Source organism: Hyphomicrobium sp. (assembly GCF_035687085.1).
Lineage (GTDB): Bacteria > Pseudomonadota > Alphaproteobacteria > Rhizobiales > Hyphomicrobiaceae > Hyphomicrobium_B.
Window position 1 is genome coordinate 214,768 of the sequence record NZ_DASRYS010000017.1, and the last position, 26,313, is coordinate 241,080.

Annotated in this window: 30 protein-coding genes; 26 read left to right on the plus strand and 4 right to left on the minus strand. The window is 62.5% G+C overall.

Going from position 1 to position 26,313, the window contains the following annotated elements:
• The first annotated feature begins 188 nt into the window (after positions 1 to 188).
• The gene (locus tag VFG26_RS15570) at positions 189 to 395 is read left to right on the plus strand and encodes a hypothetical protein (protein WP_325026933.1); all 207 of its coding nucleotides are present in this window, start codon (positions 189 to 191) and stop codon (positions 393 to 395) included.
• A gap of 4 nt (positions 396 to 399) precedes the next feature.
• Here the strand turns inward: VFG26_RS15570 and VFG26_RS15575 are convergent, their stop codons facing one another.
• Genes VFG26_RS15575 through VFG26_RS15585 form a run of 3 tightly spaced genes read right to left on the minus strand, consistent with a single transcriptional unit; the run spans position 400 to position 4,025 of the window.
• Positions 400 to 972: a hypothetical protein gene (locus VFG26_RS15575; protein WP_325026935.1), complete on the minus strand. Its 573-nt coding sequence runs from the start codon at positions 970 to 972 to the stop codon at positions 400 to 402.
• Entirely contained in the window at positions 969 to 1,640 is a 672-nt protein-coding gene (locus VFG26_RS15580; RefSeq protein ID WP_325026937.1) for a DUF1214 domain-containing protein, read from the minus strand. The genes VFG26_RS15575 and VFG26_RS15580 overlap by 4 nt, the downstream gene beginning before the upstream one ends.
• A gap of 30 nt (positions 1,641 to 1,670) precedes the next feature.
• Positions 1,671 to 4,025 carry a PBP1A family penicillin-binding protein gene (locus tag VFG26_RS15585; RefSeq protein WP_325026939.1) on the minus strand — a complete coding sequence of 785 codons (2,355 nt, stop codon included), beginning with the start codon at positions 4,023 to 4,025 and terminating at the stop codon, positions 1,671 to 1,673.
• 203 nt (positions 4,026 to 4,228) lie between these two features.
• On the opposite strand from VFG26_RS15585, the gene VFG26_RS15590 reads away from it, so the two are divergent.
• The 3 genes from VFG26_RS15590 (at position 4,229) to VFG26_RS15600 (ending at position 7,542) form a co-directional block, all read left to right on the plus strand.
• A complete protein-coding gene (locus tag VFG26_RS15590; RefSeq protein WP_325027038.1) occupies positions 4,229 to 4,762 on the plus strand; it encodes a YcgN family cysteine cluster protein in 534 nt (177 codons plus the stop codon).
• Between the two features lie 766 nt (positions 4,763 to 5,528).
• Positions 5,529 to 6,083, plus strand: coding sequence for a hypothetical protein (locus VFG26_RS15595; protein WP_325026941.1), 555 nt, complete (start codon positions 5,529 to 5,531; stop codon positions 6,081 to 6,083).
• A complete protein-coding gene (locus tag VFG26_RS15600; protein WP_325026944.1) occupies positions 6,001 to 7,542 on the plus strand; it encodes a DNA-packaging protein in 1,542 nt (513 codons plus the stop codon). The genes VFG26_RS15595 and VFG26_RS15600 overlap by 83 nt, the downstream gene beginning before the upstream one ends.
• Before the next feature lie 615 nt (positions 7,543 to 8,157).
• On the opposite strand, the gene VFG26_RS15605 is transcribed toward VFG26_RS15600, so the two are convergent.
• Complete coding sequence (locus tag VFG26_RS15605) at positions 8,158 to 8,460, minus strand: hypothetical protein (RefSeq protein WP_325026946.1); 303 nt, start codon at positions 8,458 to 8,460, stop codon at positions 8,158 to 8,160.
• A gap of 92 nt (positions 8,461 to 8,552) precedes the next feature.
• Here VFG26_RS15605 and VFG26_RS15610 point away from each other — a divergent pair, with 92 nt between their 5' ends.
• The 22 genes from VFG26_RS15610 (at position 8,553) to VFG26_RS15715 (ending at position 26,296) form a co-directional block, all read left to right on the plus strand.
• Positions 8,553 to 10,511, plus strand: a complete 1,959-nt coding sequence (locus VFG26_RS15610; RefSeq protein WP_325026948.1) for a phage portal protein — start codon at positions 8,553 to 8,555, stop codon at positions 10,509 to 10,511.
• On the plus strand, positions 10,504 to 10,902 hold the full coding sequence (locus tag VFG26_RS15615) for a hypothetical protein (protein ID WP_325026950.1): 399 nt from the start codon (positions 10,504 to 10,506) through the stop codon (positions 10,900 to 10,902). The genes VFG26_RS15610 and VFG26_RS15615 overlap by 8 nt, the downstream gene beginning before the upstream one ends.
• Positions 10,903 to 10,934: 32 nt before the next feature.
• On the plus strand, positions 10,935 to 11,156 hold the full coding sequence (locus VFG26_RS15620; protein WP_325026951.1) for a hypothetical protein: 222 nt from the start codon (positions 10,935 to 10,937) through the stop codon (positions 11,154 to 11,156).
• Positions 11,157 to 11,459: 303 nt separating this feature from the next.
• On the plus strand, positions 11,460 to 11,861 hold the full coding sequence (locus VFG26_RS15625) for a hypothetical protein (protein WP_325026952.1): 402 nt from the start codon (positions 11,460 to 11,462) through the stop codon (positions 11,859 to 11,861).
• 198 nt (positions 11,862 to 12,059) lie between these two features.
• Positions 12,060 to 12,617, plus strand: coding sequence for a hypothetical protein (locus VFG26_RS15630; RefSeq protein ID WP_325026953.1), 558 nt, complete (start codon positions 12,060 to 12,062; stop codon positions 12,615 to 12,617).
• An 86-nt stretch (positions 12,618 to 12,703) separates the two neighbouring features.
• Positions 12,704 to 12,949 carry a hypothetical protein gene (locus VFG26_RS15635; protein ID WP_325026954.1) on the plus strand — a complete coding sequence of 82 codons (246 nt, stop codon included), beginning with the start codon at positions 12,704 to 12,706 and terminating at the stop codon, positions 12,947 to 12,949.
• A 55-nt stretch (positions 12,950 to 13,004) separates the two neighbouring features.
• Positions 13,005 to 13,709: an HK97 family phage prohead protease gene (locus tag VFG26_RS15640; RefSeq protein WP_325026955.1), complete on the plus strand. Its 705-nt coding sequence runs from the start codon at positions 13,005 to 13,007 to the stop codon at positions 13,707 to 13,709.
• A gap of 164 nt (positions 13,710 to 13,873) precedes the next feature.
• Positions 13,874 to 15,112: a phage major capsid protein gene (locus VFG26_RS15645; protein ID WP_325026956.1), complete on the plus strand. Its 1,239-nt coding sequence runs from the start codon at positions 13,874 to 13,876 to the stop codon at positions 15,110 to 15,112.
• Between the two features lie 308 nt (positions 15,113 to 15,420).
• Positions 15,421 to 15,996, plus strand: coding sequence for a head-tail connector protein (locus VFG26_RS15650; protein ID WP_325026957.1), 576 nt, complete (start codon positions 15,421 to 15,423; stop codon positions 15,994 to 15,996).
• An 8-nt stretch (positions 15,997 to 16,004) separates the two neighbouring features.
• Positions 16,005 to 16,325, plus strand: coding sequence for a phage head closure protein (locus tag VFG26_RS15655; protein ID WP_325026958.1), 321 nt, complete (start codon positions 16,005 to 16,007; stop codon positions 16,323 to 16,325).
• Entirely contained in the window at positions 16,322 to 16,498 is a 177-nt protein-coding gene (locus VFG26_RS15660) for a hypothetical protein (RefSeq protein ID WP_325026959.1), read from the plus strand. The genes VFG26_RS15655 and VFG26_RS15660 overlap by 4 nt, the downstream gene beginning before the upstream one ends.
• On the plus strand, positions 16,498 to 16,905 hold the full coding sequence (locus VFG26_RS15665; protein WP_325026960.1) for a DUF3168 domain-containing protein: 408 nt from the start codon (positions 16,498 to 16,500) through the stop codon (positions 16,903 to 16,905). The genes VFG26_RS15660 and VFG26_RS15665 overlap by 1 nt, the downstream gene beginning before the upstream one ends.
• A 96-nt stretch (positions 16,906 to 17,001) precedes the next feature.
• A complete protein-coding gene (locus VFG26_RS15670) occupies positions 17,002 to 17,418 on the plus strand; it encodes a phage major tail protein, TP901-1 family (RefSeq protein WP_325026961.1) in 417 nt (138 codons plus the stop codon).
• A gap of 74 nt (positions 17,419 to 17,492) precedes the next feature.
• Positions 17,493 to 17,876, plus strand: a complete 384-nt coding sequence (locus VFG26_RS15675) for a gene transfer agent family protein (RefSeq protein WP_325026962.1) — start codon at positions 17,493 to 17,495, stop codon at positions 17,874 to 17,876.
• Positions 17,876 to 18,064, plus strand: coding sequence for a phage tail assembly chaperone (locus VFG26_RS15680; protein WP_325026963.1), 189 nt, complete (start codon positions 17,876 to 17,878; stop codon positions 18,062 to 18,064). Before VFG26_RS15675 ends, VFG26_RS15680 begins: the two co-directional genes overlap by 1 nt.
• Positions 18,057 to 18,644 (plus strand): phage tail tape measure protein, encoded by a 588-nt coding sequence (locus VFG26_RS15685; RefSeq protein WP_325026964.1) that lies wholly within the window; start codon positions 18,057 to 18,059, stop codon positions 18,642 to 18,644. The genes VFG26_RS15680 and VFG26_RS15685 overlap by 8 nt, the downstream gene beginning before the upstream one ends.
• Before the next feature lie 49 nt (positions 18,645 to 18,693).
• Positions 18,694 to 19,332, plus strand: a complete 639-nt coding sequence (locus VFG26_RS15690) for a DUF2460 domain-containing protein (RefSeq protein WP_325026965.1) — start codon at positions 18,694 to 18,696, stop codon at positions 19,330 to 19,332.
• On the plus strand, positions 19,329 to 20,189 hold the full coding sequence (locus VFG26_RS15695; RefSeq protein ID WP_325026966.1) for a DUF2163 domain-containing protein: 861 nt from the start codon (positions 19,329 to 19,331) through the stop codon (positions 20,187 to 20,189). The genes VFG26_RS15690 and VFG26_RS15695 overlap by 4 nt, the downstream gene beginning before the upstream one ends.
• Before the next feature lie 2 nt (positions 20,190 to 20,191).
• The gene (locus VFG26_RS15700; RefSeq protein ID WP_325026967.1) at positions 20,192 to 20,638 is read left to right on the plus strand and encodes an NlpC/P60 family protein; all 447 of its coding nucleotides are present in this window, start codon (positions 20,192 to 20,194) and stop codon (positions 20,636 to 20,638) included.
• 2 nt (positions 20,639 to 20,640) lie between these two features.
• Positions 20,641 to 24,591 carry a baseplate multidomain protein megatron gene (locus VFG26_RS15705; protein WP_325026968.1) on the plus strand — a complete coding sequence of 1,317 codons (3,951 nt, stop codon included), beginning with the start codon at positions 20,641 to 20,643 and terminating at the stop codon, positions 24,589 to 24,591.
• Positions 24,592 to 24,607: 16 nt separating this feature from the next.
• Complete coding sequence (locus tag VFG26_RS15710) at positions 24,608 to 25,921, plus strand: TIGR02594 family protein (protein ID WP_325026969.1); 1,314 nt, start codon at positions 24,608 to 24,610, stop codon at positions 25,919 to 25,921.
• An 84-nt stretch (positions 25,922 to 26,005) separates the two neighbouring features.
• A complete protein-coding gene (locus VFG26_RS15715) occupies positions 26,006 to 26,296 on the plus strand; it encodes a hypothetical protein (RefSeq protein ID WP_325026970.1) in 291 nt (96 codons plus the stop codon).
• The last annotated feature ends 17 nt before the right edge of the window (positions 26,297 to 26,313 follow it).

Consider the following 26,313-nt stretch of genomic DNA (forward strand, 5'->3'; position numbering starts at 1 on the left):
CCCGATTTTCGTTTTACTTGCCGTTAAGCACTCCCGGACACTACTTCATCGATTGCGATGATTCTGGCGGCCGCAGCGCATTCACGCCACATAGTCAGTCAGCGTCCCAGTATCGTGGCGGGAGCCTCTAGAGGCGGGAGTGCCGCATGAAGTGGCGGGCAAGTGCCTGCACTTTCGGGGGACCACGCATGGCGAATATCATCGCATTCAAGGCGGCGCCGAAGCCAACGCAGGCGTCCGTGCTCGCATCCTACGGCTCAAAGCCATCGGCTGAGATCGTGTTTTTTCCGGGCGTGCGCTATGAGCGGCAGGCGGACGATCCGCCCGACATGAAGCCGAAAAAACCGCGCCACCGCCGCGACCGGATCGATATCGACGGCAAGAAGACGCGCTAAGTCGTCAGCTGCCCGAGCCGCAGGACGCTTTGGCGAGGACTGCTTTTTCATCGCCGCGATAGGGCTCGCCCTTGTCGGGAGCACGCACGACGACAAGCCCCTTCTGAGCCGCAATCGAGTTCTGATGATCGATCGGCGGCAGCGTGGAGCCCGGGAGCGCAACGGCCTGCGGAAGGCCAAGAAACCGGTCGTCGGCGGGCACAATCGAGAGATCGATGGTTGTCTCGCGCTCGGCGGAAGCGGCGGCGAAATAAAGATTCTGCCCATCGGGCGCGTAGATGCCAATGGTCCAGCCCAGATCAGGAAGCAGCGCCCGCACGCGTATGGGCGTGTCGGTCGTATCGAAAAGGCAGAACGCAAAGCGCGCATCGGGAGCGAGGAATGGCAGCGGCTGGTGATTGGGAGCGATCGGGTCCGTGATCACCATCGTGTTCTGCGGCAAGGAGTGGGCGAGACGCGCGTAAGCCGAGGCCCGCGTATCGTTGACCGTGAGGAACGTTGCGCCAATATGCACAATTCCCGCAACCAGCAGGAAAATCGCGAGCAGCCGGAAGTCGAAGCGCTGCAAGAGCTTCATGAGCATCCCTCGCGCTTGATGATGGGCAGATGTTTGTTGCGTTCGGCGCGCTCTTCGCTGGAAAGCCCTGTCGCCGGATCGAGCACCGTCAGCACGAGCACAAGGCGTCCCGCGCCGCCCGTCGGCAGCCAGTTGCCCGGACGGGCATCGCGTCCGAGGGTGACGACGAAGGACCCGTTGGGGTTGGGAGCAATCGTGTCGGCCGTGAATTCATACCGGTCGGCATCGTTGGAAATGAGCTTGCCGCGCGAGTCGAAGACGGCAAGGCTCCACCACAGGCCGCGCATGTTTGCGCCTTCGACGACGTAATTGCACGACGAGTGCAGCCGCGCGCCCTGGGAGTCGGTGCGGGCTTCGAAGATGCCCGCGCTGGCCGATGAGATCCGCAGCTTGCCCGTCGTGGACACATGCGCCTTCGTGTAAGGATCAGCGCTATCGCGGCCGACGTCGCGCCAGTGCTGCCAGGGCCCGTACATGTCGGTCGACAGCGGCGAGCCGCGCGAAATCATGTAGCGGCTCGACCAGACCCCGACCGTGACCGCGAGCGCGATCGTCAGCAGCAGGCTCAACATGCGAATGAGGCTGCCGAAGATCTCGCGCAAGAGACGGCCGCGCGACGACGGCGGCGTAGCGGGTGATAAGGCGGGCTCGAGTTCGACCGATGCCAAGTGCGAGGCTTCCTGTTTCAACGCGAAAGTTTAAGGCCGCGCCGGGGTGTGTGGGGACGGCACGCCGGGCGCTGCGCCACGCGCAGCGGTCGCCGGCATCGAGAGATCGTCGTGCGACGTGTCGAAGAGCGTTGCGCGCCGGTCGGCCTTCGCCGGCTCCGGCCGGATCGCCGGCTCGGGCGCGGCTTTCGGATCGGCCGGCGACGGAGGCGAAGACGGGCCTGCAGGCGCGGCGGCGGGTGCGGCTTCCGCGTGGCCGTTCGCCTTACGCAGCGCCGAGACGAGAACCTTCAAAGCCTCGCGCGTTTTCGCCGGCATCATGGCGAGTGACTTCGCAGACTCCGTTGCGGGCACGGGTACGAGTCCGGCCGCTACTTGCTGTGCTTTGATCTCGGCGAGACGCAGCTGCTCCATCTTCTGGCGCGGATGCGGCGCAAGGCCCGGAATGGTCGGAATGTTCATGTCGGTATGCGCAACCGTCATCAGATCGCGCCAGATCGGCGCCGCCTGATGGCCGCCGGTGACGCCGGCGCGCATCGGCCGGTTGTCGTCGTTGCCGAGCCAGACGCCGGCGACATACTTGCCGGTGAAGCCCATGAACCACGCGTCCTTGGGGCCCGTCGATGTGCCCGTTTTGCCCGCAGCGTTCGTGAAGTCGAGGTTGGCCATGTTGCCAGTGCCCTCGGTCACGACGCGGTTGAGCATGACGTTCATCTCTTCGGCGACCTTCCGCGAGACGACCTGTGGCGCCGGCGGCTCGTCGCGCTCGCGCGAGTAGAGCAGATCGCCCTTCGATGTCGTGATGTCGAGAATGCCGTAGGGCCGGGCGAGCTTGCCGCCGTTGGCAAAGGTCGCGACGCCGCCGGTATGCTCCAAGACCGTCATGCCGCCATCGCCGAGCGCCATCGAGCAGGTTTTCTTGACGCCCTCGATGCCGAGCCGCTTCGTCATCTCGATGACCTTCTCGCGGCCGACGGCGAACGACAGTTCCGCAGCGACCGTGTTCAGCGATTTCGCGAGCGCCAGCCACAGCGGGATGCGCGCACCCGAGCCGCCGCCGCCGCCATAGTTCGACGGCGACCAGTTTCCGCACGAGCGCGAGGCATCGCGTACGCTTGTCTGCGGTGTGTAGCCGTTTTCAAGCGCCGTCGCGTAGACGTAGATCTTGAACGACGAGCCCGGCTGGCGCCGCGCGTGCGTCGCACGATTGAACTGGCTCTCGCCGTAATCGGGGCCGCCGACGATGGCGCGGACTTTGCCGTCGGTCTCCGTGAGGACGATGGCGCCGGAGGTGAAATGCAGGCCGCGGCCTTCCTTGCGCAGGGCGGCGTTGAGAGCTTCCTCCGCCTGCCGCTGCAACGTGAGATCGACCGTCGTCCGCGCCGTCAGCACGTATTGGTTCCGCCCTTCGGCGAGCCGCTGAACTTCTTCAAAGGCCCAGTCGAGGAACCAGTCGGGGCTCGTCGTCGACCGCGCCTCGACGATCTTGGCCGGGTTCATGCGCGCCGCGTGGACTTGGCCCGCGGTGTAGTAGCCGGCCTCGACGAGGTTATCGAGAACCTGATTGGTGCGCGCGCGCGAAGCGGCAAGATCGACGAGCGGCGAATACTTGGACGGCGCCTTGAAGAGACCGGCGAGGAGCGCCGCTTCCGGCATCGTGATGTCGCGAACGGATTTGCCGAAGTAGTATTGCGACGAGGCTTCCACGCCGAACGTGCCGCCGCCCATGTAGGCGCGGTCGAAGTAGAGCTTCAGGATATCGCGCTTCGAGTAGCGGCTCTCGAGAAGGAACGCGAGAAACAGCTCCTTGATCTTTCGCTGCAGCGAGCGCTCGGACGACAGGAACAGGTTCTTGGCGAGCTGCTGCGTCAGCGTCGAGCCGCCCTGCACGACTTCGTTCGCCTGCACGTTGGTGACGAGCGCGCGCATCGTGCCGAGAACGTCGATGCCGTAATGATCGAAGAAGCGGCGGTCTTCCGTCGCAAGCGTCGCCTTGATGAGGACGTCGGGTATTTCCTCGAGCGGCACGGCGTCATTGTGCAGAATGCCGCGGCGGCCGATCTCATTGCCGTTGACGTCGAGGAAGCGGACGGCGTACCGGCCGGTCAGGAACTTGCTCTCGTCGAACTCTTCGAAGGCGGGAAGGGCAAGCCCATAGAGCACGACGAAGCCGCCGAGCAGCATCGTCAGGCCTTCGGAGGCGAATTCATTGAGAAGCCGGCGCCAGCCCACGAGCTGGAAGCGGGCAAAGTAGCTGGAACCGGCGTTCCAGTAGTCTTTGACGCGCGACCAAGCTTCACCTATCGCGGAATTGATCTGCGAATCGAGCCTCAGCCAGTCGATGAAGCGGTCGCGGCCGCCCTGTCTGTGAAACCAGTCGTTCAAGAAACCGCCATCCTAGCGACGTCGCACTTGTCACGCGTGAGACGGGAGCTTAAGCCCTCACCAGCGAGAGTCTCTCTTGCAACACGAATTGCGACGCCTTCCCATGGGACGCGCCGCTTGAACAGATTAGCCGACGTTACACGGCGCAAGTCGACGAAATTGTGGTTATCGTGACTGACCCGGCAATGGAAGAGCAAGCATTGATGTTGGACGGCAACGATCCACCATTCTGGCAGACCAAAACGCTGGAAGAGATGAGCCGCGAGGAGTGGGAGGCGCTCTGCGACGGCTGCGGCCGCTGCTGCCTCGTCAAGCTCGAGGACGAGGACACGGCGCAGATCTACACGACGCGGCTGTCCTGCGGCATGCTCGACACGCGGACCTGCCGCTGCCGGGACTATCCCAATCGTTTCAGCAAGATGCCTGATTGTCTTGAGATCGACATTGCGCGCGCACGCGAGCTGACGTGGCTGCCGCAGACGTGTGCCTACCGTCTCGTCGGCGAAGGGCGTGGCCTGATGTGGTGGCACCCGCTGGTGTCGGGCTCGCCCGACACGGTGCACGAGGCCGGCATCTCCGTCCGCAGCTTCGCGATGAACGAACGTCGCGTCAAACAAGAGAATTATTGGAAGTACATCATTCCGGACGAGGGACCGGAAGAGCCCGAGCCAACGACTCCCCGGCAGAAGCGCCGCCGCCGCGACGCTGTGCCGGTGCCGTCAGAACCTGCGGAGTAGCGCCGCGAAAGTTTCGCGAGTTCTCTGATCCAATTTGCCATCATCACGCTGAAAGCGCGTAACGCTTTCGGCGCCTGCTGCGCGTTCGGAGCGGACAGCGGCTTTCGTTGTACTGATGCTTGTCGCGGGTGCCGGCCTCCGCCGGCATGACGGAGGTGGGAGAGTTCGGCGCATCTCTCGGACTGTCATCCTCGGGCTTGGCCCGAGGATCCATTGTGCAGCGGGCGCCACCGGCATCATGGGGCCCGGGTCTCGCAAGATGGCTCGCCCGGGATGACAATCATAGAAGCGATTGCCGCCATCATCTTTCGTCCCGGCCGCAGCGAAGCGAAGAGCCGGGCCCATATGCGTACACCGTCAATGCGGACCGATGGATCCTCGGGCCAAGCCCGAGGATGACATTGTGTACTGGCCCGCGCGCCCTCTCCATCCGTCATCCCGGCGAAGGCCGGGATCCACGACAAGCTTCAGCGAGCGTTCTTGCGCGGGCAGCACCAAGTGCGCAGCACATCCCGTCGCCCTAAAAAATGTGGAAGCAAACTTATCCCCGGTCTGCAGGACGGATTTATAATCGGAAAGTTTGCGTGCTAATCGGCGGGAATGCCTTGCAAAATCAGAGACTTATTGAATTTTGTCCGTTGACAGCGTGACGCTTCTCAGGTAGGTTTTCTGTATAACGCGAAAAGTGTGAGAGGCCGCTGAGGCGGCCGGTCCTGCAATATCCGCACGTCGCGCTCCAATCTATATTTCCAAAAGGTCAGTGTGCATGGCAGCGGCTTCGACGGCGCGGCGAACGGCGACGCGTGTCCGCAGCGCGACGAAAGCAGCGAAGCCCAAGCCGAGCAAACCGAGCAAAGCGGCAAATCCGAAGAAGCCGATCAAAACTGAAGCAGACGACGAAGCTCCGAAGTCTGAACACGTGGCGGATCCTGCAGCGAAGCCGACGGCATCGTCGGCGAAGCCCGCAGCCGCATCGCGCGCGCGGGCAACGGCCGCCTCTCCCGCGAAGCGAACGCGCACCAAACCCGATGTGCTCGTGCAGCGCGTCTACAACACGATCGACGGCGAGCTGACGAAGCTCGAGAAGCAAAAGGGGCTGACGTCGCAGGATCGCGAGCGCGCCTCCCGCGCCCTGTCGCAGATGGTCAACGCACTGGAGAAAGCAGTTGAGATGCAACGCGTGATGACGAAGCGGAAGCCGACGGGCGGAGATGCCAAGAGCAAGGAGGCGCTAGCCCATGCGGAAGACCTACGCCGCGAAATTGCGGAACGTCTTGAACGCCTCAATCGCAAGCGGCCGCCTCAGCGAAGTGCTGAATGAGCTGAGCGCGGACGAACTCGCATTCATCGCGCACGACTGGGAGCTGTGGGCCCGCGACGATCAGCTGGCACCTGTATTGATGGGCGCTTCCGACTCGCGTTCCGCGAGCCGGCCGGAAGCGCCGGTCTCGTTGGGCGAGCATATCGCAACATCAAGCGCACCCGGCGGCCGGCTCCCCGCAGGGGGGTCGCCAGGGGCAATCAAAGAATTGTCGGAAGCGCCAATCAAACAATGGCGCGTATGGATGCTGCTCGGCGGCCGCGGATCTGGAAAGACGCGCGCGGGCGCTGAGTGGGTGCGGTCGCTTGCACTATCTGACCCGACGGAAGAATCAACAAACCCGCGCCCGGCGGCCGGCTCCCCGCAGGGGAGTCGCCGGGCGCAAACAGAAGAACCAGCGCGCATAGCGCTGGTCGGCAAGACTCTAGGCGATGTCCGCAACGTGATGATCGAAGGCCAGTCAGGTTTGCTCGCGATTCATCCCACACATGAGCGGCCAGAGTTCGAGCCATCGAAACGGCGGCTTACATGGCCGAACGGCGCAATCGCGGAACTGTTCTCGGCCGACGAAGCCGAGGCGCTGCGCGGTCCGCAGTTCACGGCCGCCTGGTGCGATGAACTCGCGAAGTGGCGCGGCGCGGAACGCGCATGGGACATGCTGCAGTTCGCGTTGCGTCTCGGCAAAGCGCCGCGCGTGTGCGTGACGACGACGCCGCGCGCGACGAAGCTGTTGAAACAGATCATTGCGGATGAAGCGACCGTGACCGTCAACCTCGCGACCGCCGACAACGCGACGAACCTCGCGCCGACGTTCCTTGCCGAGATGACGCGCCGCTACGCCGGCTCCGCCATCGGCCGGCAGGAGTTGCTGGGCGAGATCGTGGAAGACGCGAGCGACGGCCTGTGGCGGCGGCATTGGATCGAAGAGGCGCGCGTCGAAAACGCGCCAGAGATGCAGCGCATCGTCGTGGCACTCGATCCCCCGGTGACGGCGACGGCATCGTCGGATGCGTGCGGGATCGTGGTCGCGGGTTTGGGCGTCGACAAACGCGCGTATGTCTTGGCGGATCGCACCGTACAGGGACGAACGCCGGAACTCTGGGCGCGCGCCGCACTCGGCGCTTACGATGATTTTGAAGCTGATCGCATGGTGGCGGAAGTCAACCAGGGCGGCGACCTCGTGATCTCGGTCCTGCAGCAGTTTCGCGAGAATTTCCCCGTCGTCAAAGTCAGAGCGACGCGGGGGAAATGGGTTCGTGCCGAGCCGGTCGCCGCGCTCTATGCGGAGGGCCGGGTCGCGCATGTGGGGCGCTTCGATGCGCTGGAAGATCAGATGTGCGTGTTCGGATCCGACGGCACGGTCAAAGGCCGCAGCCCCGACCGCGCCGACGCGCTCGTCTGGGCGATCACGGATTTGCTCCTGAGCGACACGGCGAAGCCGTCGGTCAGGATGCTTTGACGCCCGACGCCTCGCAAGTTGTCCGCAAGCCACATACTACAGGATGGGCATGGGGGTTGTGGGTAGCAAGGATCAGTTGCATTATCTGCAACAACAAATGTGAGTCGGAAGAATCCGACCTGCTAAGGAGGAGGCGATGGTCGGCCATAACGGCGGGATTAACCGCTCTTAAAGCAAATCAGTTCGATTGTGGCTTGAGCATAGCAGTCCAATAAGAGACAGAGATTTCAACGGAGGGTGATGGGCAGCAGCGGCAATGCCGCGTTGTCAGCGTAACGCTCTGTGCAAATAAGAAAATGGCGACCGGTGCGGTAACACCAGTCGCCGCTAGGTGAAGCCTTACGGTTCAACCTAGTTAGAGGACAAGGAGAAGAACGGTCACAGCGGCAACATAAGTTGCTGTGGCCAGCGCCTCCAGTGAGAGCAGACACTCTCGTGTCGCCCAAGCCTGAAGCGCGTATAGGCCCGCACGTGAACAGTCTTATCCCTCTTCCAGGGTACTGCGATCTTCATAGTGATTTTCCTTCTGCAAACGACGCCCCTTTGGCGTCGCCGTAACCCGCCAAGGTGGTCGCGTCAGAAGGTCACTTTGAATGCAGTAACCCGGACAGCACGCTAGGGCGATTCGAGCCGATCGTCATACAGAATCTGCCGTCTTTCCGCCAAAATCTGGCAGTGCTCACGGTCGACTGCCAGGACGAAGCAGCGCGCCGACGCTCTCGTCTGGGCCATCACCGATCTGCTCTTGAATGACACGGCGAAGCCGTCGGTGCGGATGCTCTGACGGACACCGTCATCCCGGCGAAGGCCGGGATCCACGACAAGCTTCAACGAGTCTTCTGAACGCGTCGGGTTCGGAACGTTCCGCCTAGATCCGATGCGCTGCGCTTCGGCCGGGATGACAAGGGACGACGGCACATTTGTCGTCCTCGGGCTTGGCCCGAGGATCCATCGTGCAGCCGCGTCGTGGCTGACGGCAATAAACATCCGCTAAATCACAAGGACAGTTCATGTCGCTGATCTCGGAAGCGCTGACGCGCTGGCTGCCGGTGCACGGTCGTGTGCGCAACAACCCCGCGCCCGGCGGCCGGCTCCCCGGAGGGGAGTCGCCGGGCGCAAACAAAAAAGGCACCTCAACAGGCCCGCTCATCGCCTACCAGAATCTCGGGCAACCCGTCTGGGCGCCGCGCGACTATGCAGCGTTCGCGCGCGAAGGCTTCATGCAGAACGCCATCGTCTATCGCTCCGTGCGCATGATCGCGGAAGCGGCCGCCTCGATCCCGCTGCTGCTCTATGAGGGCGCAAACGAGATCGAGGATCATCCGCTGCTCGATCTCATCCGGCGGCCGAGCCTCGATCACACAGGCACGGATTTCCTCGAAGCCTGGTACGGCTTCCTGCTCGTCGCGGGCAATGCGTACGTGGAGGCGGTCGCGCTCGACGGCGAAATCCGCGAACTGCACGTCCTGCGCCCCGACCGCATGAAGGTCATCCCCGGGCTCGACGGCTGGCCCGAAGGCTACGAGTACACCGTCTCCGGACGTTCCGTGCGCTTCATCGATGATGTGGCGCCACGCGTGCGGCCGATCCTGCACGTGCGGCTCTTCCATCCCGCGAACGACCACTACGGCATGAGCCCGATCGAAGCGGCGGCCAGCGCGATCGACATTCACAATACCGCATCGGCCTGGAACAAAGCGCTGCTCGACAACTCCGCCAGGCCCTCGGGCGCGCTCGTCTACGCGGCGGCGAATGGCCAGATGACGGAGGAGCAGTTCACGCGCCTCAAAAGCGAACTCGAGACGAACTTCCAAGGCGCGCGCGCAGCCGGACGTCCGCTGCTGCTCGAAGGCGGCCTCGATTGGAAGCCGCTGTCGCTATCGCCGAAGGACATGGACTTCATCGAGGCGAAGAACGCCGCGGCGCGCGAAATTGCACTCGCCATCGGCGTGCCGCCGATGCTGCTTGGCATTCCGGGCGACAATACGTACGCGAACTATCAGGAAGCGCAGCGCGCCTTCTGGCGTCAGACCGTGCTGCCGCTGGTGAACCGCACGGCGCGCGCTCTCTCGAGCTGGCTGACACCGGCGTTTGCAACAGGGTCTTTGTTTGTGCCCGACGACTCCGCTGCGCGGAGCCGGCCGCGTGGCACGGGCGTGATGCTAGAACTTCGTCCTGATCTCGATCAGATCGAGGCGCTGTCATCCGAACGCGATGCACTGTGGAGGCGCCTCGAAGGCGTCTCGTTCCTCACCGGCGACGAAAAGCGCGCCGCGGCTGGCTATGGGGTGAAGCCCGAAAGCGAGAGAGCGCTCAAATACAATCCTGATCAGCCCCGCGTCCCGGCAGGAAATGGCGACATCAGCGGGGAGTGGACGAATGGAAGCGGAGGCGGAGGTCGCACGGACGACGGCCGCGTGCGTGTCGCGCAGGCTCGCGGCGGCCGAGGAAGATCGCCGATCTCCGGCCGCTTTCCTGAAGCAACCCCTGCGCAGCAGACGCGCTTGGACCAATCTGAATTGTTGGCGCAACGGGCAATCCAACGCGTTCGCAAGCTCGAGCCGAATTGGCGGCCCCAGGAGCAGGCGTATGAAACTATTGAAGGTCAAATCAGTGCAAATGCAGCTATGGCTCGCCAGGCTGAGGCAAGGCTCAGCGAACTTAGCCGTGTACCGAACACAAACCCGGAATGGGGGCTTAATAGACTACGGAAGGAACTGAACGGGAAGGGTTTTCGCTTTTCCAAGCCAACAGACGCAGAAGGCTATCTCTACCGCAACGATTCAAATGCCGAAGTTAGAATTATGCGGCGCCCCGAAAATCGTTACCGGGATGACCCACTTCAGAAACATGAGAACGAATATTATTATAGGTATAAGCCAAGCCCCGGCAAGGGTTGGGGTCAACACATCACAATCCCGGATAAACCGCTCATCAAGAAAGATCTCGAGGAAATTTTCGATGAATGAACTTACCGAATTGGCCTCGAGAATTCTTGCTCAACTCGAGGAGGCTCACGCCGAGGAGATTACATCGACGATCAACACGGTGACCCCCATGTCGGGCGCCGCGGAAGAGGTCACCCAAGCTCAGTCTGCCCTTATTGAGCTTATTAATTTCGAATACGTACGTATCGCGCGAGATAACGAAAGCGGAAGGCTGGTCCCACTCTCGAAAGATCAATCCATCCTTGCGGTAGGCACAATTGTCCATCGGCTACATTTCAGTCCTTCCGAAGACGCCTGGGAATGGAACCGAAACTTCCCCATGATGGAAATTCTTGCCACGTCTGCGGGATTGGCCAAGGCGCGTGAGCTTCTGAATGAACGCGGATATGAATGGTGGTGGCGTCAGAACTAAGCTCCCCCCACTGTTGAGGCGCCGCTTCCTTTATGGAGGTGAGCGACCCTTCCTTTGCCGAGCCGGCCGCTCGCCGCCTCGAAGGCGGCCTCGATTGGAGGCGCCTCGAAGGCGTCTCGTTCCTCACCGGCGACGAAAAGCGCGCTGCAGCTGGATATGGGGTGAAGCAAGATGCGGGTGATACCAAGTTCAATTCATATCACGATGAGCTTGGTCTTTTCACGACACCGGATCGTGCCCGGAAGCCGCGGTGAAGGCGGAGGCCGCAGCACCGACGACGAGCTCATCCGCATTGCGCAAGCTCGCGGCGGCCGAGGAAGATCGCCGATCTCCGGCCGCTTTCCTGAAGCAACCCTGAGCAGGAGGCACGCTGGGCAGTTTTGAACCAATGGGCGAGAGACGCAATTGCGCGAGTTCGTCAGCTGGATCCGAATTGGCCCGACGCCACAGTATTCTGAAAGCATCGAAGGCCAGATTGGCGCTAGATCAAGGCTGGGGGCAGCATACCACTATCCCAGATAAGTTGAACGAGCGCAAAGCCGTCGCGGAGGAATAAAATGATACAACTTTCAGAGCTGGCATCGAGAATTCTGGCCCACCTTGAAGAGGCGCACGCGGAGAACGTCTCGTCAACGATAAACACTGTCGAATCTGTTCGTGGGAACATCGAAGAGATATCGCATGCGCAATCGGCTTTACTTCAGCTGACGAATTTAGATCTCGTGAGAATCGCTTACGAAGATGCAAAAACGGGTAAGTTCATTCCTATATCGAAGGATCAGTCAATCGTCGACATCAGTACGATCAATGATCGACTTCGGTTTAGCGACGCCGAGCGCATCTGGCGGTGGGATCAAAACTTTCCCATGATGGAAATCCTGGCGACGCCCGCGGGGTTGGCGAAGTCGCGCGAGATTCTCGCGAAGCGTGGCTATGAGTGGTGGCGGCACCAAGAATAAGCTTTTAATCGCCTCGAAGGCGTCTCGTTTCTCACTGTGAACAATGCCGCCAGCAGGCTTCGTGACGCTGTGCGGGACATCGCATCAGTAAAAGATAAGTGATGCTGACTATGCTGGTGCTGGCAGAAGGCCCGACAGGGAGACTGAGACAGCTATCGGGAGTTGAATGATCGATCCCCTTTGCCCAGGCGGCGTGAAATGCACGAAATAGCGATCCCGGTCGAATTCAAGCATATGGTTCGGCAGGTAGATTACGATACTTTCGTACGAGTGAGGTCGCTGGATGAACTCGTTCCCTGTGCCTTGATTGGAGTTGATCATCGGCAGGCTGCAGCCGTGCGCCCGTTCCTTAGATCCTTGCTGGCAATGAGCCTATCGGATGAGGAAATGGCCGATTTCTGGTCCTCGACGCCGTCGGGAATTTATTTCACGGAAGGCGAACGTGTGCGGACGTTTCTTTCTGCACTGCTCAGAAGACTGGAGGAGGAGCCGTATCTCACTGGCCTAGTCGATATTCCCGAGTTCGTTATCAGCATTTACTGCAATGGTTTGGTTGGAGGTTTTCCATGCCGCGGCCAACAAGCATATCTCGAAGACCGGGACTTTCTCGATAAATTGACGGGCCGAGAGTATCAGAATGATGAGAGACCCGTGCCTGATCCTAGCCAGGATACGTACGTGTTAGACGATCAGCAGTATGACGCTTACTTGGATTTTCGGAAGAGGAGGAGAGAGCGAGATCAGACGAAACACTGATCCGCTCGGCCGCTGAGTTCGGCGCCTCGGCCTGCAACACGGCATTCGAAGTAAGAGGGCGGCGGCTTCAATTGGAGAACAGTCGATTGGCTGATGGAAATCGAGCCAAGTTTCATTTCTATAACGACACAACCGGTGTCCAACTAACGCTGAAGGTGGAAGGCAAAGATCGTATAGTGGCGGTCGAAAGCTTCTTGGGAAAGTGGCGCGTCTCGGTGTCCAATTCCGGTCGCCGGCGTCCGGACATCCGCTTTTATGTCATGACCGATGAACAGCTTGAAGAGTTCAGCAAGTTTATGAAGCAGATCGACGCTAAGGCCGCAGAAAACTAAGGCCCTCGATCCCGCGAAATTCCGCAAACGAATTGTCAAAACCGACGGAGTGCAAATGCACGCGACCGAACGATTTTTGCTGCCCGCTTCGTTCTCGAAACGGAGCCGCCCGTTGCCGCTCGGGGCGAAGTCTCTCGGTGACGGCGTGTTCGAAGGCTATGCCAGCCTCTTCAACCGCGAGGATTTGGGCCACGACGTCATCGCGCCGGGCGCATTCCGCGAAAGCCTGCGCAATCGCGGCGCGGCGCGCATCAAGATGCTGTTCCAGCACGATCCGGCCGAGCCGATCGGCGTGTGGGATGAAATTCGCGAGGATGCGCGCGGCCTGTTCGTACGCGGACGCTTGATGACGGCCGTTTCTAAGGCGCGCGAAGTTTTGGAGCTGATGCGGGCCGGCGCGCTCGATGGCCTGTCGATTGGCTTCAAGGCGGTGAAGGCGAGACGCGATGCCGCGACGGGCGTACGCCGCCTCGAGAAGATCGATCTTTGGGAAATTTCGGTGGTCACGTTTCCGATGCTGCCCGGCGCGCGCGTCGAAAGCGTGAAGACGCGGCCCTTCGTTGCCGGCGCGCCGACCGAACGTGAATTCGAGCGCTGGCTCACGCGGGATGCTGGGCTGACGCGGATGGAGGCGCGGGCGGTGCTCCGCTCGGGCTTCCACGGTCTCAAGGCTTTGCGGGATGCGGGCCGGACCTTCGGCGACGACGCCGTGCTCGCCTCGCGCTTCCGCGATGCCGCGCGGCTGATGCAGGCAACGTAATTCGTCATCCTCGGTCGAGCGTAAGCGAAGACCGGGGATCCAGCGCAAGTTCCGTCGAAGACGCAATATCGAGCCTTCGGCGCTTCTCACGCTGGATCCCCGAACGGGATTGCTATGCGCACCCGTTCGAGGATGACGGGTAGGTATTCACAACAGGACATCACATGACCGACACGACTTCCCTCGAAACCAAGGGGGCGGGCGGAGAAACCGCGCGCGCCTTCGAAGAATTCCTCGAAGCTTTCGAAGCCTTCAAGGAAACAAACGATCAGCGCCTCGCCGAGATCGAGCAACGCGGAACGACAGATACGCTCGTCGCCGAGAAGCTCGCGCGCATCGAGGAAACCCTCGATTCAACGAAGCGGGTCGCCGATAACCTGGCGCTCAAATCAGCGCGTCCGCATCTCGCAGGCGGCGCGGCGTCAACGCACGATCTCGCGCACAAGGCGGCCTTCGATGGTTACGTGCGCCGCGGCGATGCACAGCGTCTCGCCCGCCTCGAAGAGAAAGCATTGTCGGCAGGCACCGGCGCCGACGGCGGCTATCTCGTCCCGGCTGAAACGGAAGCGGCCGTCAATCGCGCGCTGAAAGCCATCTCGCCGATGCGCGCGATCTCCGGCATCCGCCAGGTCTCGGGTTCGGTCTACAAGCGGCCGTTCGCGACCGGCGGCGCCGACACTGGTTGGGTCGCCGAAACCGCAAACCGTTCGCAGACAACCGCGCCCACGCTCGCCGAGCTGCAGTTCCCGACGATGGAGCTTTACGCGATGCCGGCCGCATCGCAGACGCTGCTCGATGACAGCATCGTCAACATTGACGAGTGGCTGGCGGAAGAAGTGCGCATTGCGTTTGCCGCGCAGGAAGGCACGGCCTTCGTCACAGGCGATGGCAGCAACAAGCCAAAGGGCCTCCTGAGCTACGACACCGTCGCCAACGGCTCGTGGACGTGGGGCAAGCTCGGCTTCATTGCCACCGGCGCGGCCGGTGCGTTCCCGACGAGCAATGCCGGCGACAAGCTGCTCGACCTCGTCTACGCCGCGAAGGCGCCCTATCGCGCCAACGGCACGTTCCTGATGAGCCGCTCAACCGTCTCCGCCGTGCGCAAGCTGAAGGACGGGCAGGGCAACTATCTCTGGCAGCCCGCAAGCGGGCCGGGCGAATGGCCCTCGCTGCTCGGCTATCCGGTGGCCGAAAGCGAAGACATGCCGTCGATCGGCGCCGATGCGTTGGGCATCGCGTTCGGTGATTTCTCGCGCGGCTATCTCATCGTCGACCGCGCCGGCATCCGCGTGCTGCGCGATCCCTACACGGCGAAACCCTACGTGCTCTTCTACACGACGAAGCGCGTCGGCGGCGGCGTGCAGGACTTCGACGCGATCAAGCTTCTGAAGTTCGCGGCTTGATCCTGGGCGTTCTTCGTCATCCTCGAACGGCTGATCGTTGCGACGCCGTTCGGGGATCCAGCGTGAGAAGCGACGTAGTCTCATAAGAGAGTCTCCGACGAGTCTTGCGCTGGATCCCCGGACTTCGACGCGGCTTTGCCGCGCTCGTCCGAGGATGACGAAAGTCCATTCCCGCGCGGGTTCCCCTCCCGCCCGCGCGGAAACCTGCGGGGCTGCTGCTCCCTCCGGCAGCCCCGCTTTTTTTGTTGGCGCTCGGCGACACGCGTTCCGCGCGCCGGCCGCCGAGCGGAATCAACAAAGGAATTCTCATGTCTCTCGTGATGACGATGCCGCCGGCGGTCGAGCCGGTGTCGGTAGCCGATGCGAAAGCCCATATGCGCATCGACGGCGACGACGAGGACGTGTTGATTGCAAGCCTGTTGCTGACGTCACGGCTGCACATCGAGGTGGCGCTCTCGCTCGCGCTCGTCACGCAGAAATGGAAGCTGACGCTCGACAGATGGCCGCGCGGGCGCGATGTCGAGCTGCCGCTGTCGCCGCTCCGATCGATTGACGAGATTCGCGTCAAGGATGCGGCAGGCGTCGCAAGCGTGGTGCCAGCTGAAAGCTATCTCGTCGATATCGCCTCGCGGCCACCGCGGCTTGTCTGGAACAACCAGGTGCCACCATCGCCGCAGGTTCGCGCCAACGGTATCGAGATCGAAATCACAGCCGGATTCGGAGCGAGTGCCGAAAGTGTGCCCGCGCCTTTGAAGCATGCGATCCTGATGCTGACCGCGCATTGGTACGAGCATCGCGATCCAGGCGAAGTCGGATCGAGCGACGCGCGCATTCCCGAAGCCGTTTCCGCCCTCATCAATCCATTCAGGACGATCCGGCTATGAGAGCGCCCGTGAACGCCGGTGATCTCCGCCATCGCGTGACACTCGAAAAGCCGGTGCGCTCGAGCGACGGCGCGGGCGGCGCGACCGTCGAATGGCAGAGCGTGGCTGATGTATGGGCCGCGATCTGGCCGCGAGCGGCGGGCGAGCATTTTGCGAGCGACCGCCTCACCGGCACGGCGACGCACGACATCTGGATTCGTCATCGCAAGGACGTGACGCCGGACATGCGGGTGCGCCAAGGCAATCGCATCTTCGCAATTCTCGGCGCGATCGATTTCGAGGATCGCAGCCGCTGGCTCAAATGCCCATCGGAGGAGCGCGATTTATGAAGGTGAATTCGTCGTTGAGCGGCAATGGAGCGACGCCGCGCGAACGGGCATTGATGATCCTGCGCCAGGCGATTGCGAAGCGTGAAACAGAACTTGCAGCGATGCAGCCGATGAAGCCGCCGGCGCATGTAACGGGCGCCACGCGGCACCCGGCTTCGCAAGGAGGCAAATGATGACGAGCGCAGCTTTCGCTCTTCAGCAGGCAATCTTTGCAAAGCTCTCAGGCGATGCCGCAACGACGTCGGCGCTCGGCGGACCAAGGATCTATGACGATGTTCCCGCCCGTGCCGAATTTCCTTTCATGACGTTCGGGCATTCAACCGAACGCGATTGGTCGACCGGCACGGACCAGGGATGCGAGCACGTCATCACGCTGCACGTCTGGTCACGCGCGCGGGGCCGCAAGGAAACTCAGGCGGTGATCGCCGCAGCACGTGATGCATTGCATGACCAGGAGCTACCGCTCGAAGGTCACCGGCTCGTGAATTTGCGGCACGAATATTCCGAAGCGCGTCGCGATAGTGATGGCGAAACCTTCCACGGCATCGCGCGATTTCGCGCCATCACCGAGCCGAGCTGACGTCAACTAACAATCACAACTCTCTAACCAACCCCGTGCCCGGCGGCCGGCTCCCCGAAGGGGAGTCGCCGGGTACCAACCAAAGAGTCCATTCTTATGCCAGCACAAAAAGGCAAGGACCTTCTCCTGAAGGTCGATACGACAGGCGCGGGCGTCTTCGTGACGGTCGCAGGGCTTCGCGCGCGCGGACTGTCGATCAGCGCCGAGACGGTCGAGATTACGAACACTGAGAGCGCGGGGCAGTGGCGCGAGCTGCTGACGGGCGCCGGTGTAAAGTCGGCGCGCATCACAGGCTCCGGTGTGTTCAAGGACGGCCCATCCGATACGACGATCCGCGAATACGCGTTCAACGGAGCGGTGCGCGACTGGCAGGTGATCGTGCCCGATTTCGGCACCATCGCTGGCGCGTTCCAGATCACGTCACTCGAATTCAGCGGCCGTCACGATGCGGAGCTGACGTTCGACATCGCGCTGGAAAGCGCCGGCATGCTGACGTTCACGGCAGCTGCCTAGTGCACGCGTTTCCTCGCTCGGCGGCCGGCTCGCGGAACGCGAGTCGCCGAGCGCAATCAAAAAGGACCACAAAAATGGCGAACAGGCACCGCGGCGAGATCGGGGCGATGCTCGACGGCCGCGCATATAAACTCGCGCTGACGCTTGGCGCACTTGCCGAATTGGAAAGCGCCTTCGGCGACGACGACATGCTGGCGCTCGCCGCGAGGTTCGAGAAGGGGCGTCTCTCCGCGCGTGACTGCGTGAAGATCATCGCGGCGGGTCTGCGCGGGGCGGGTTGTGCTGTGACCGATGAGGAAGTCGCGCTGATGCGCGCGGACGGCGGCGCGGCGCAGTATGTGGACATCGTTGCCCGGCTTTTGAATGCAACGTTCGGCAGTGATGAGACGCAGGCGGAGCAAATGCCGAAAGTGGAGGCAGGCGAAGACGCGCGAGCCCCTTTCGCTGGCGGCGCGTGATGGAGCTCGGCCTCGGCGCGCTCGGCATGATGCCGGCCGCGTTCTGGGCGCTGACACCGCGCGAGCTGCAGGCGGCACTCGCCGGCAAGTTCGGGAGCGCGGGCGAAACCGCAGCATTCACGCGCGGCGATCTCGATACGCTGATGCAACGCTTCCCCGATGGAGGTTCGACGCATGCCAATGAATGACGAGCAAATCGAGACCTGGAACGTCAAGGTCACGGCCGACACGAGCGATCTGGAAAGCAAGATCCAGTCGACGACGCGAACGGGAAGGCAGTTCGCCAACACGTTGGTGTCGGCGTTCGACGATATCGCGATGAAAGGCAAGAACGTCGGCGACGTTTTCAAGTCGCTGGCGCTGAATATCTCGCAGCTGGCGTTGAAGACGGCGCTGCAGCCGCTGACGACTGGCCTCGCGTCGATGTTCCAAGGCGTCATCTCCGGCGCGATGCCGTTTGCAAAAGGCGGCGTCATTCAAAGCGGAACGCCGGTGCCCTTTGCGAACGGCGGTGTGATCGCGAGCCCGATCACGTTTCCTCTGGCCGGAGGCGCAACGGGCCTCGCGGGCGAGCGCGGACCGGAAGCCATCATGCCACTGACGCGAGGATCCGACGGCCGCCTCGGTGTGGCGATGCCGGGAGGTGGTGGCGGACAGCAGATCACGATCAATATTTCGACGCCCGACGTGCAGAGCTTCGGCCGCTCGCAATCGCAGATCGCCGCGATGATCGCGCGAGCTGCAGCTGCAGGTCAGCGCAACCTCTGAACTTGCAACCGGCACCGCCAACACGCCTCGTCACAAAAGCGAAACCGATATGACGTTTCACGACGTACGATTTCCAACCGCAATCTCGCGAAATGCGCAGGGCGGACCAGAAAGGCGCACCGACGTCGTCGTGCTGGGCTCGGGCTTTGAAGAACGCAACAGCCGCTGGGCCGACAGCCGCCGCAGCTACAACGCAGGCTACGGCGTGAAATCGCTGGCCGACCTCGCCGAGATCATCGCGTTCTTCGAAGAACGGCGCGGGCGCCTGCACGCGTTTCGCTGGCGGGATCCAATGGATTGGAAATCCTGCGCGCCGAACGCAACGCCTACGGCGCTCGACCAAGTCATTGGGACGGGCACCGGCACACAAGCCGCATTCCAATTGAAGAAAGTCTACGGCAGCGCCTTCGCGCCGTGGACGCGCGCGATCAAGAAGCCGGTTGCAGGCTCGGTGAAGATCGCAGTCGGGGGCACGGTGCAGACGGCCGGCACGCATTTCGCGGTCGATGCGTCGACGGGCGTCGTGACGTTTCTTAGCGGACAGATACCGGCGAGCGGCGAGACGATCACGGCGGGTTTCGAATTCGATGTGCCCGTGCGCTTCGATACCGACAAGCTCGAGATCAATCTGTCGGGCTTCACGTCGGGCGCCATTCCCAACATTCCGATCGTCGAGGTGCGCCTATGAAAACGCTGTCGCCGGAATTGGCCGCGCACCTTGCATCGGGGACTACGACCCTGTGCTGGTGCTGGCGCATCGAGCGCCGCGACGGAACGGTCCTGGGCTTCACCGATCACGACAACGCCCTCACTTTCGACGATACAACGTATGAAGCGGCCGCGGGCTTCACCGCGAGTGACATCAACGATGGCCTGGGCCTGTCGGTCGATAACCTCGAAGTCACCGGCGCGCTGTCGTCGGCAACGCTGACCGATGACGATCTGGCGGCGGGACGCTACGACGATGCGCGCATCGCGATCTATCGCGTCAACTGGGCGAACCCGAGCCAGCGCGTGTTGATGCGATCGGGCAGCATCGGCGAGGTGAGGCGCACAGGCGCGAGCTTCACCGCGGAACTGCGTGGGCTCGCGCACTATTTGCAGCAGCCGTCGGGACGCCTTCTACAGCGGACGTGCGATGCAGATCTTGGAGACGCCCGCTGCGGTATTGATTTGAACGCGTCTGCGTATCGCGCCACCGGGACGATCTTGGCCGTCAGCTCCGCGCGCCGATTCCGAGTTTCGGGTCTCGACGCATTCGAGACGCGGTTTTTCTCGCGCGGGCTTTTCGCGTTTACGTCCGGCGCATCCTCTGGCCTGAAGATCGAAGTCAAATCGCACGCGAAGTTCGCAACGGCCGTCGAAATCGAGCTGTGGGCCGATGCCGAAGGGCCGCCCGGAATAGGCGATACCTTCATCGTGACCGCGGGATGCGACAAGCGCTTCGAGACGTGCAAGGCGCGCTTCGCCAACACGATCAATTTCCGCGGCTTCCCCGCGATACCAGGTAACAGATTTCTGACGCAGATCGGACGCGCGGGCTGAAGATGCAGCGAGTCACGCGAGAGCGAATTGTCGAAGCCGCGCGCGGCTGGATCGGCACACCCTATCATCATCAGGCGAGCCTCCGTCATGCCGGCACCGATTGCTTAGGGCTCGTGCGCGGCGTTTGGCGAGAGCTCTACGAGAGTGAAGCGGAACAGCCGCCTGCCTATAGCCGCGATTGGGCCGAGGCGAGTGGTGATGAAGCGATGCTTGATGCAGCACAGCGCCATCTCGTGCCGAAGCCTATTGCGGCAATAGAGGCGGGAGACGTCGTCATCTTCAGGCTGCGTCCGGGCTTCGTCGCCAAGCATACAGCGATCGTCACCGCGCCGGCGCGCATGGTGCATGCGATGGAAGGCGCGCCCGCTGCCGAAGTGGCGCTGACGAACTGGTGGCGGCGCCGCATTGCAGGCGCGTTTCAATTTCCAGGACTATCGGAAGGTATCTGAACATGGCGACGCTTGCTCTCGCCGCAGCCGGTGCCGCCATCGGTGCCAGCGCGATGCCCGCCGGCTTCGGCCTGCTCGGCATGACGATCTCAGGGGCGACGATCGGATCGCAGATCGGCGCGTTGGCGGGATCGTATGTCGATAACGCGCTGTTCGCGCCCTCGGGGCAGGCGCGCGCCGTCGAAGGCCCAAGGCTGTCGGACTTGCGCATAACGTCTTCGACCGAAGGCGCGCCGCTACCGAAAATCTACGGACGCGCGCGCGTCGGCGGCCAGATCATCTGGGCGACCGATCTCGAAGAAGAGATCACGACGACGACACAGGCTGTGGGCAGCGGCAAAGGCGGCGGCTCGGGCGCGAAAGCCAAGACGACGCAATACGGCTACTACGCCAATTTCGCGGTCGCGCTTGCCGAAGGCGTGGTGACACGCATCGGCCGCATCTGGGCCGACGAGCAGGAACTCGATCGCGCGCGCACGACCTTCCGCCTGCACACCGGCACGGAGACGCAGGAGCCCGATAGCCTCATCGCGGCCCGCGAAGGCGCGGATAATGCGCCGGCTTATCGCGGCGTCGCTTACGTCGTGTTCGAACACTTTGCGCTCGCCGATTATGGCAACCGCGTGCCGCAACTGACGTTTGAAGTTTTCCGCAGCGTCGGCGGCGCGGATCAGGATGTGCGCGGCGTCGTTATGATCCCGGGTTCGGGCGAGTTCGTCTACGCGACACAGCCCGTACATCAAACGTTCGAAGATGGGGTATCGCAATCAGAGAACGTGCACCAGCTTCTGGGCCCGACCGATTGGGAGGTTTCGCTCGATCAGCTCGAAGAATCGCTGCCGAACGCGAAGTCTGTGTCGCTCGTCGTCAGCTGGTTCGGCACCGATTTGCGCGCCGGCGAATGCAAGATCAGGCCGGGCGTCGAGACGCGGCACAAGTCAACCGCGCCGCTGAATTGGTCGGTCGCGGGGACGACGCGCAGCAACGCGTATCTGATCAGCACGCGCGATGGCAACGCCGCTTACGGCGGCACGCCGTCAGATCAGACTGTCGTGGCCGCGATCAACGACATGAATGCGCGCGGGCTGAGCGTGACGCTGACACCTTTCATTCTCATGGACGTGCCCGCCAGCAATAGTCTCGCCGATCCCTACGGCGGCGGGAGCCAGCCTGCGTACCCCTGGCGCGGACGGATTACCTGCCATCCCGCACCTGGCCAGTCCGGAACGCCGGACAAAACCACCGCCGCTGCGTCTCAGATCGCGAGCTTCGTCGGCACCGCAGCGCGCACGCATTTCACGATCTCAGGCACGAGCGTTCTTTACAGCGGGCCCGACGAGTGGTCGTACCGGCGCATGATTTTGCATCAGGCGTATCTTGCGAAAGCGGCAGGCGGCGTCGATGCGTTCGTCATCGGCACGGAGCTTCGTGGGCTGACGTGGGTGCGTTCGAATGCCAACACATATCCCTTCGTCACTGCATTGATTGCACTCGCCGCTGACGTGAAAGCGATCCTGGGGCCGAGCACGAAAGTGCTCTACGCCGCCGACTGGACGGAATACTTCGGCCATCAGCCGGGCGATGGCTCGGGCGATGTCTATTTTCATCTCGACCCGCTATGGGCGTCATCGAACATCGATGCGATCGGCATCGATGTCTATTGGCCTCTCGCCGATTGGCGCGAAGGCCGGGATCATCTCGATGCGTTGGCGGGTGCGACGTCGATCTACGATCCGGCGTATTTGCGCGCGAACGTGCACGGCGGCGAAGGCTTCGACTGGTATTATGCCTCGGACGCCGATCGCGACGCGCAGATCCGCACGCCGATAACGGACGGAGCCGGCAAGCCGTGGGTGTACCGCTACAAGGATATCCGATCCTGGTGGAGCAACGCGCACTACAATCGCCCGGGCGGCGTTGAAAACACGACGCCGACCGCCTGGGTGCCGGAATCAAAGCCGTTCTGGTTCATGGAGATCGGCTGCCCTGCGGTCGACAAAGGCGCAAACCAGCCGAACGTGTTTGTTGATCCGAAGAGTTCCGAGTCCGCGCTGCCCTATTATTCGCGCGGACTTCGCGATGACCTGATGCAGGCGCGCCATCGCCAAGCGATGTGCGATGCCTTCGATTGGACGAAGCCCGGCTACGTCGAAGGCGCAAATCCCGTCTCGGCGGTGACGGGCACGCGAATGGTCGATCTTAGTCGCATCCACGTCTACTGCTGGGATGCGCGGCCCTATCCCGCGTTCCCCGATGCAGCAACATATTGGGGTGACAGCGAAAACTGGGCGCAAGGCCATTGGATCAACGGCCGCCTCGGCGGCGCGGCCCTTGCAGACGTCGTGTCGGCCATTCTTCTCGAACGTGGCTTCACTGATTTCGACACGTCGAACCTGACAGGCACGGTGCCAGGCTACGTCATCGACCGCACGATGTCTGCCCGCGATGCGATCCAGCCGCTGGAACTCGCGTACTTCTTCGACAGCATCGAAAGCGAAGGTCGCATCGTGTTCCGCCATCGTGGCCGCGCCGCGCCCGCTGTCACGCTCGAGCCGGACGATCTGGTCGAAGAGAGCGCGGGCGATGCGCTCTACGAGCTGACGCGCGCGCAGGAAACCGATCTGCCGGCAAGCGCCAAAGTTCGCTACATCTCGGGGCTCGATGACTATCCCCAAGCCGTCGCCGAAGCGCGGCGCTTGACGGGCGCGAGCGGACGCTTGGCCGAAGCGACGCTGCCGATTGTGCTCGATGATGACTTGGCTGGCGCGATGGCCGAAAGCTGGCTCTACGAGACATGGGCATCACGCGAGTCCGCAGCATTCAAGCTGCCGCCGTCGGCGCTCGCGTTAGAGCCGGGCGATATCGTTGCAGCCAACATCGCGGGACGATCGCGGCTCTTGCGTTTGACGGATGTGTCCGAGCACGGCGTTCGCGACATGCGCGCGCTGAGCATCGATCCGGATGTGTACGATAAGATTGACGTCGTACCGCGCGCGGCGGTCGAGCCGGCGCCCGTTCAGGCAGGCGCACCCGCAGTCGCGTTGCTTGACCTGCCGCAGTGGAACGTCACGGCGGATGAAAGTGCGGGCTACGTGGCCGCGATGCAGAAGTCGTGGCCGGGCAGTGTTGCGATTTTTGCGTCACCGCAGGAGACCGGCTATCAGCTGAAGGCGATCGCCAGTGCGCCGGCGACCATCGGGGTCACGCTCGATGATCTGGGTGCAGGTCCCGAAGGACGGATCGATCACCGCGCGTCTGTCCGCGTCCGGGTGACGAACGGAACGTTATCGTCCGTCGATCAGATCGCGATGCTCGCAGGCGCAAACTTGGCAGCGCTTCGCGGCCCGGGCGGCGATTGCGAAATCTTTCAGTTTCAGACGGCCGAACTCGTCGACGCGCAAACGTACCGGCTGAGCGGACTGTTGCGCGGTCAGTTCGGAACCGAAGACGCGATGGCTCACATACTGCCAGCAGGCGCGCAATTCGTTCTTCTCGACGGAGCGGTGGCATCCGTGCCGTTGCGCGAGAGCGAGCGCAAGGTTGAACTCAACTGGCGGTGCGGCCCGGGCAATCGCGACATCGGAGATGAGTCGTATGTGACGGTGCCGTTCGCTTATCAGGCGCTTGGACTTCGTCCGTTGTCGCCAGTCCACGTGAAGGCAACGCGTGCAGCAGGCGATATCGAGATCAGTTGGGCCCGGCGCACGCGCAGCGGCGGTGATAGCTGGGAAGCACCCGAGGTGCCGCTCGCTGAAGAGAGCGAAAGCTACGAAGTCGACATCCTCGACGGCGCGACCGTGAAGCGCACGCTGACGTCGTCATCGCCGAGTGTCATTTACGCGAGCGCCGATCAGATCTCCGATTTCGGCAGCGAGCAGTCGAGCGTCTCGATCAAAGTCTATCAGACGAACGTCATCTTCGGCCGGAGCGCGCCCCGCGCGGCGATCGTTTAGCAAGAGAGAATAGAGCATGGATCAACCAGCGTGGCTTGCTGCCGCGTGGGCCGAATTCGGCGTGCGCGAGATTCCGGGCAAGGAGAATTCCGCCGAGATCCTCCGCTACTTTCGGGAAGCGGGCGACGCGAGCATCGAGAGCGAAGAGACACCCTGGTGCGCAGCGTTTTTAGGCGCGATGCTGAAGCGCGCGGGCTGCCAGGGGACCGGATCGCTTCTGGCAAGATCGTATCTCGATTGGGGCATTCCGCTGACTGAGCCGCGCCTGGGCGCTGTCGCGGTGCTGACGCGCGGCAATGACCCGTCAGCCGGGCATGTCGGCTTTTTGCTCGGGACGGCAGACGAAAAGCTCTTTCTTCTCGGTGGCAATCAGAGCGACGCCGTAACGGTCTCAGCGTTCGATGCTTCGCGGCTCCTGGGCTTCAGGTGGCCGAGCGCGGATGAGGATGCGGAACATACACACGCAAGTAACAGCATCTTTGCGCAGTTGCTCGCTCATGTTCTCGAAATGGAGGGCGGCTATTCGAACGATCCGTACGATCCTGGCGGCCCCACAAATCGCGGCGTGACGCTCCAAGTCTTTGCGGACTTCAAAGGGCAAACGATCGATGCCGCATCGCGCCCAAGGCTCATTTCCGAATTGAAGTCGATCCCGGATGTGACGATCGAGGCGATCTATCGCCGCCGCTACTACGACCCTGCGCAATGCAATCTGTTCACGGCGCCGCTCGCACTCATGCATTTCGATGCAGCGGTGAACCACGGCGTCGGCGCCGCGATACGGATGCTGCAGCAGGCCGTCGGCGTCACCGTCGATGGTGAGATTGGCCCTGAGACGCTCGCCGCCATCGGCGGCCGCAGCGTGATCGATCTTGTCGACGACTACGCGGAGATCCGGCGCACGCGATACCGGGCCCTCCCGCATTTCTGGCGCTTCGGGCGCGGCTGGCTGAAGCGCGTGGATGCGACGGCCGCGCGCGCCAAGTCGTGGGCAAGAACGGAAGCCACGACCCGGCCGCTTCTGGAACCGGAGCAAATTGCAAAAGGAGAATCGAACATGAGCAATCAGACGAAAACGAACACGGCGGCGGATGATGCCAAGTGGTGGGGCCAATCGCGGACCCTTTGGGGCACGCTCATCACGGCCGCAGCGACCGTGCTGCCCGTGCTGGCACCGGCCGTCGGCGTGAGCCTGCCCGCCGATGTCATCCAGACATTCGGAGATCAGGTGGTGATCGCCGTTCAGGCTCTGGCCGGTGTTTTCGGTACGGCGCTTGCTATCTACGGGCGATTCAAGGCTTCTTCGGCCTTGAGCCTGCGCAAATCCTAAGCAGAAATCGGGACCGCCTGCTCCGTATTCATCGGCCGTTCAAGGCGCTAAGATTATGGGGTCGGTTTTCCGAAAAGAGCACGGATGGTCGATTTGAGAAGAGTGGTGACGGGCGCGGCTGCGGCAGTACTCCTGCCGTGCGCGGCTCCGCGCGCCGACAATTGCGTAACGGATTGGGGGATGGCGGGCCAGATTGTCCGCCGTGAAAACCTGTTAACCGTAGAGGAAATGTCGCGTTCGCTTGCTGCAGATGGTATCGGCAAGCTGGTCAAGACGACGCTGTGCCGTTCGGCGGCCGGGTATTTCTACCGCCTGGTCATCAAAAGTCCGACGGGACAGCTCAGAACGACCGTTATGACGGCGAAGAGCCGCTAGCCGGCTCATCGTTGCGG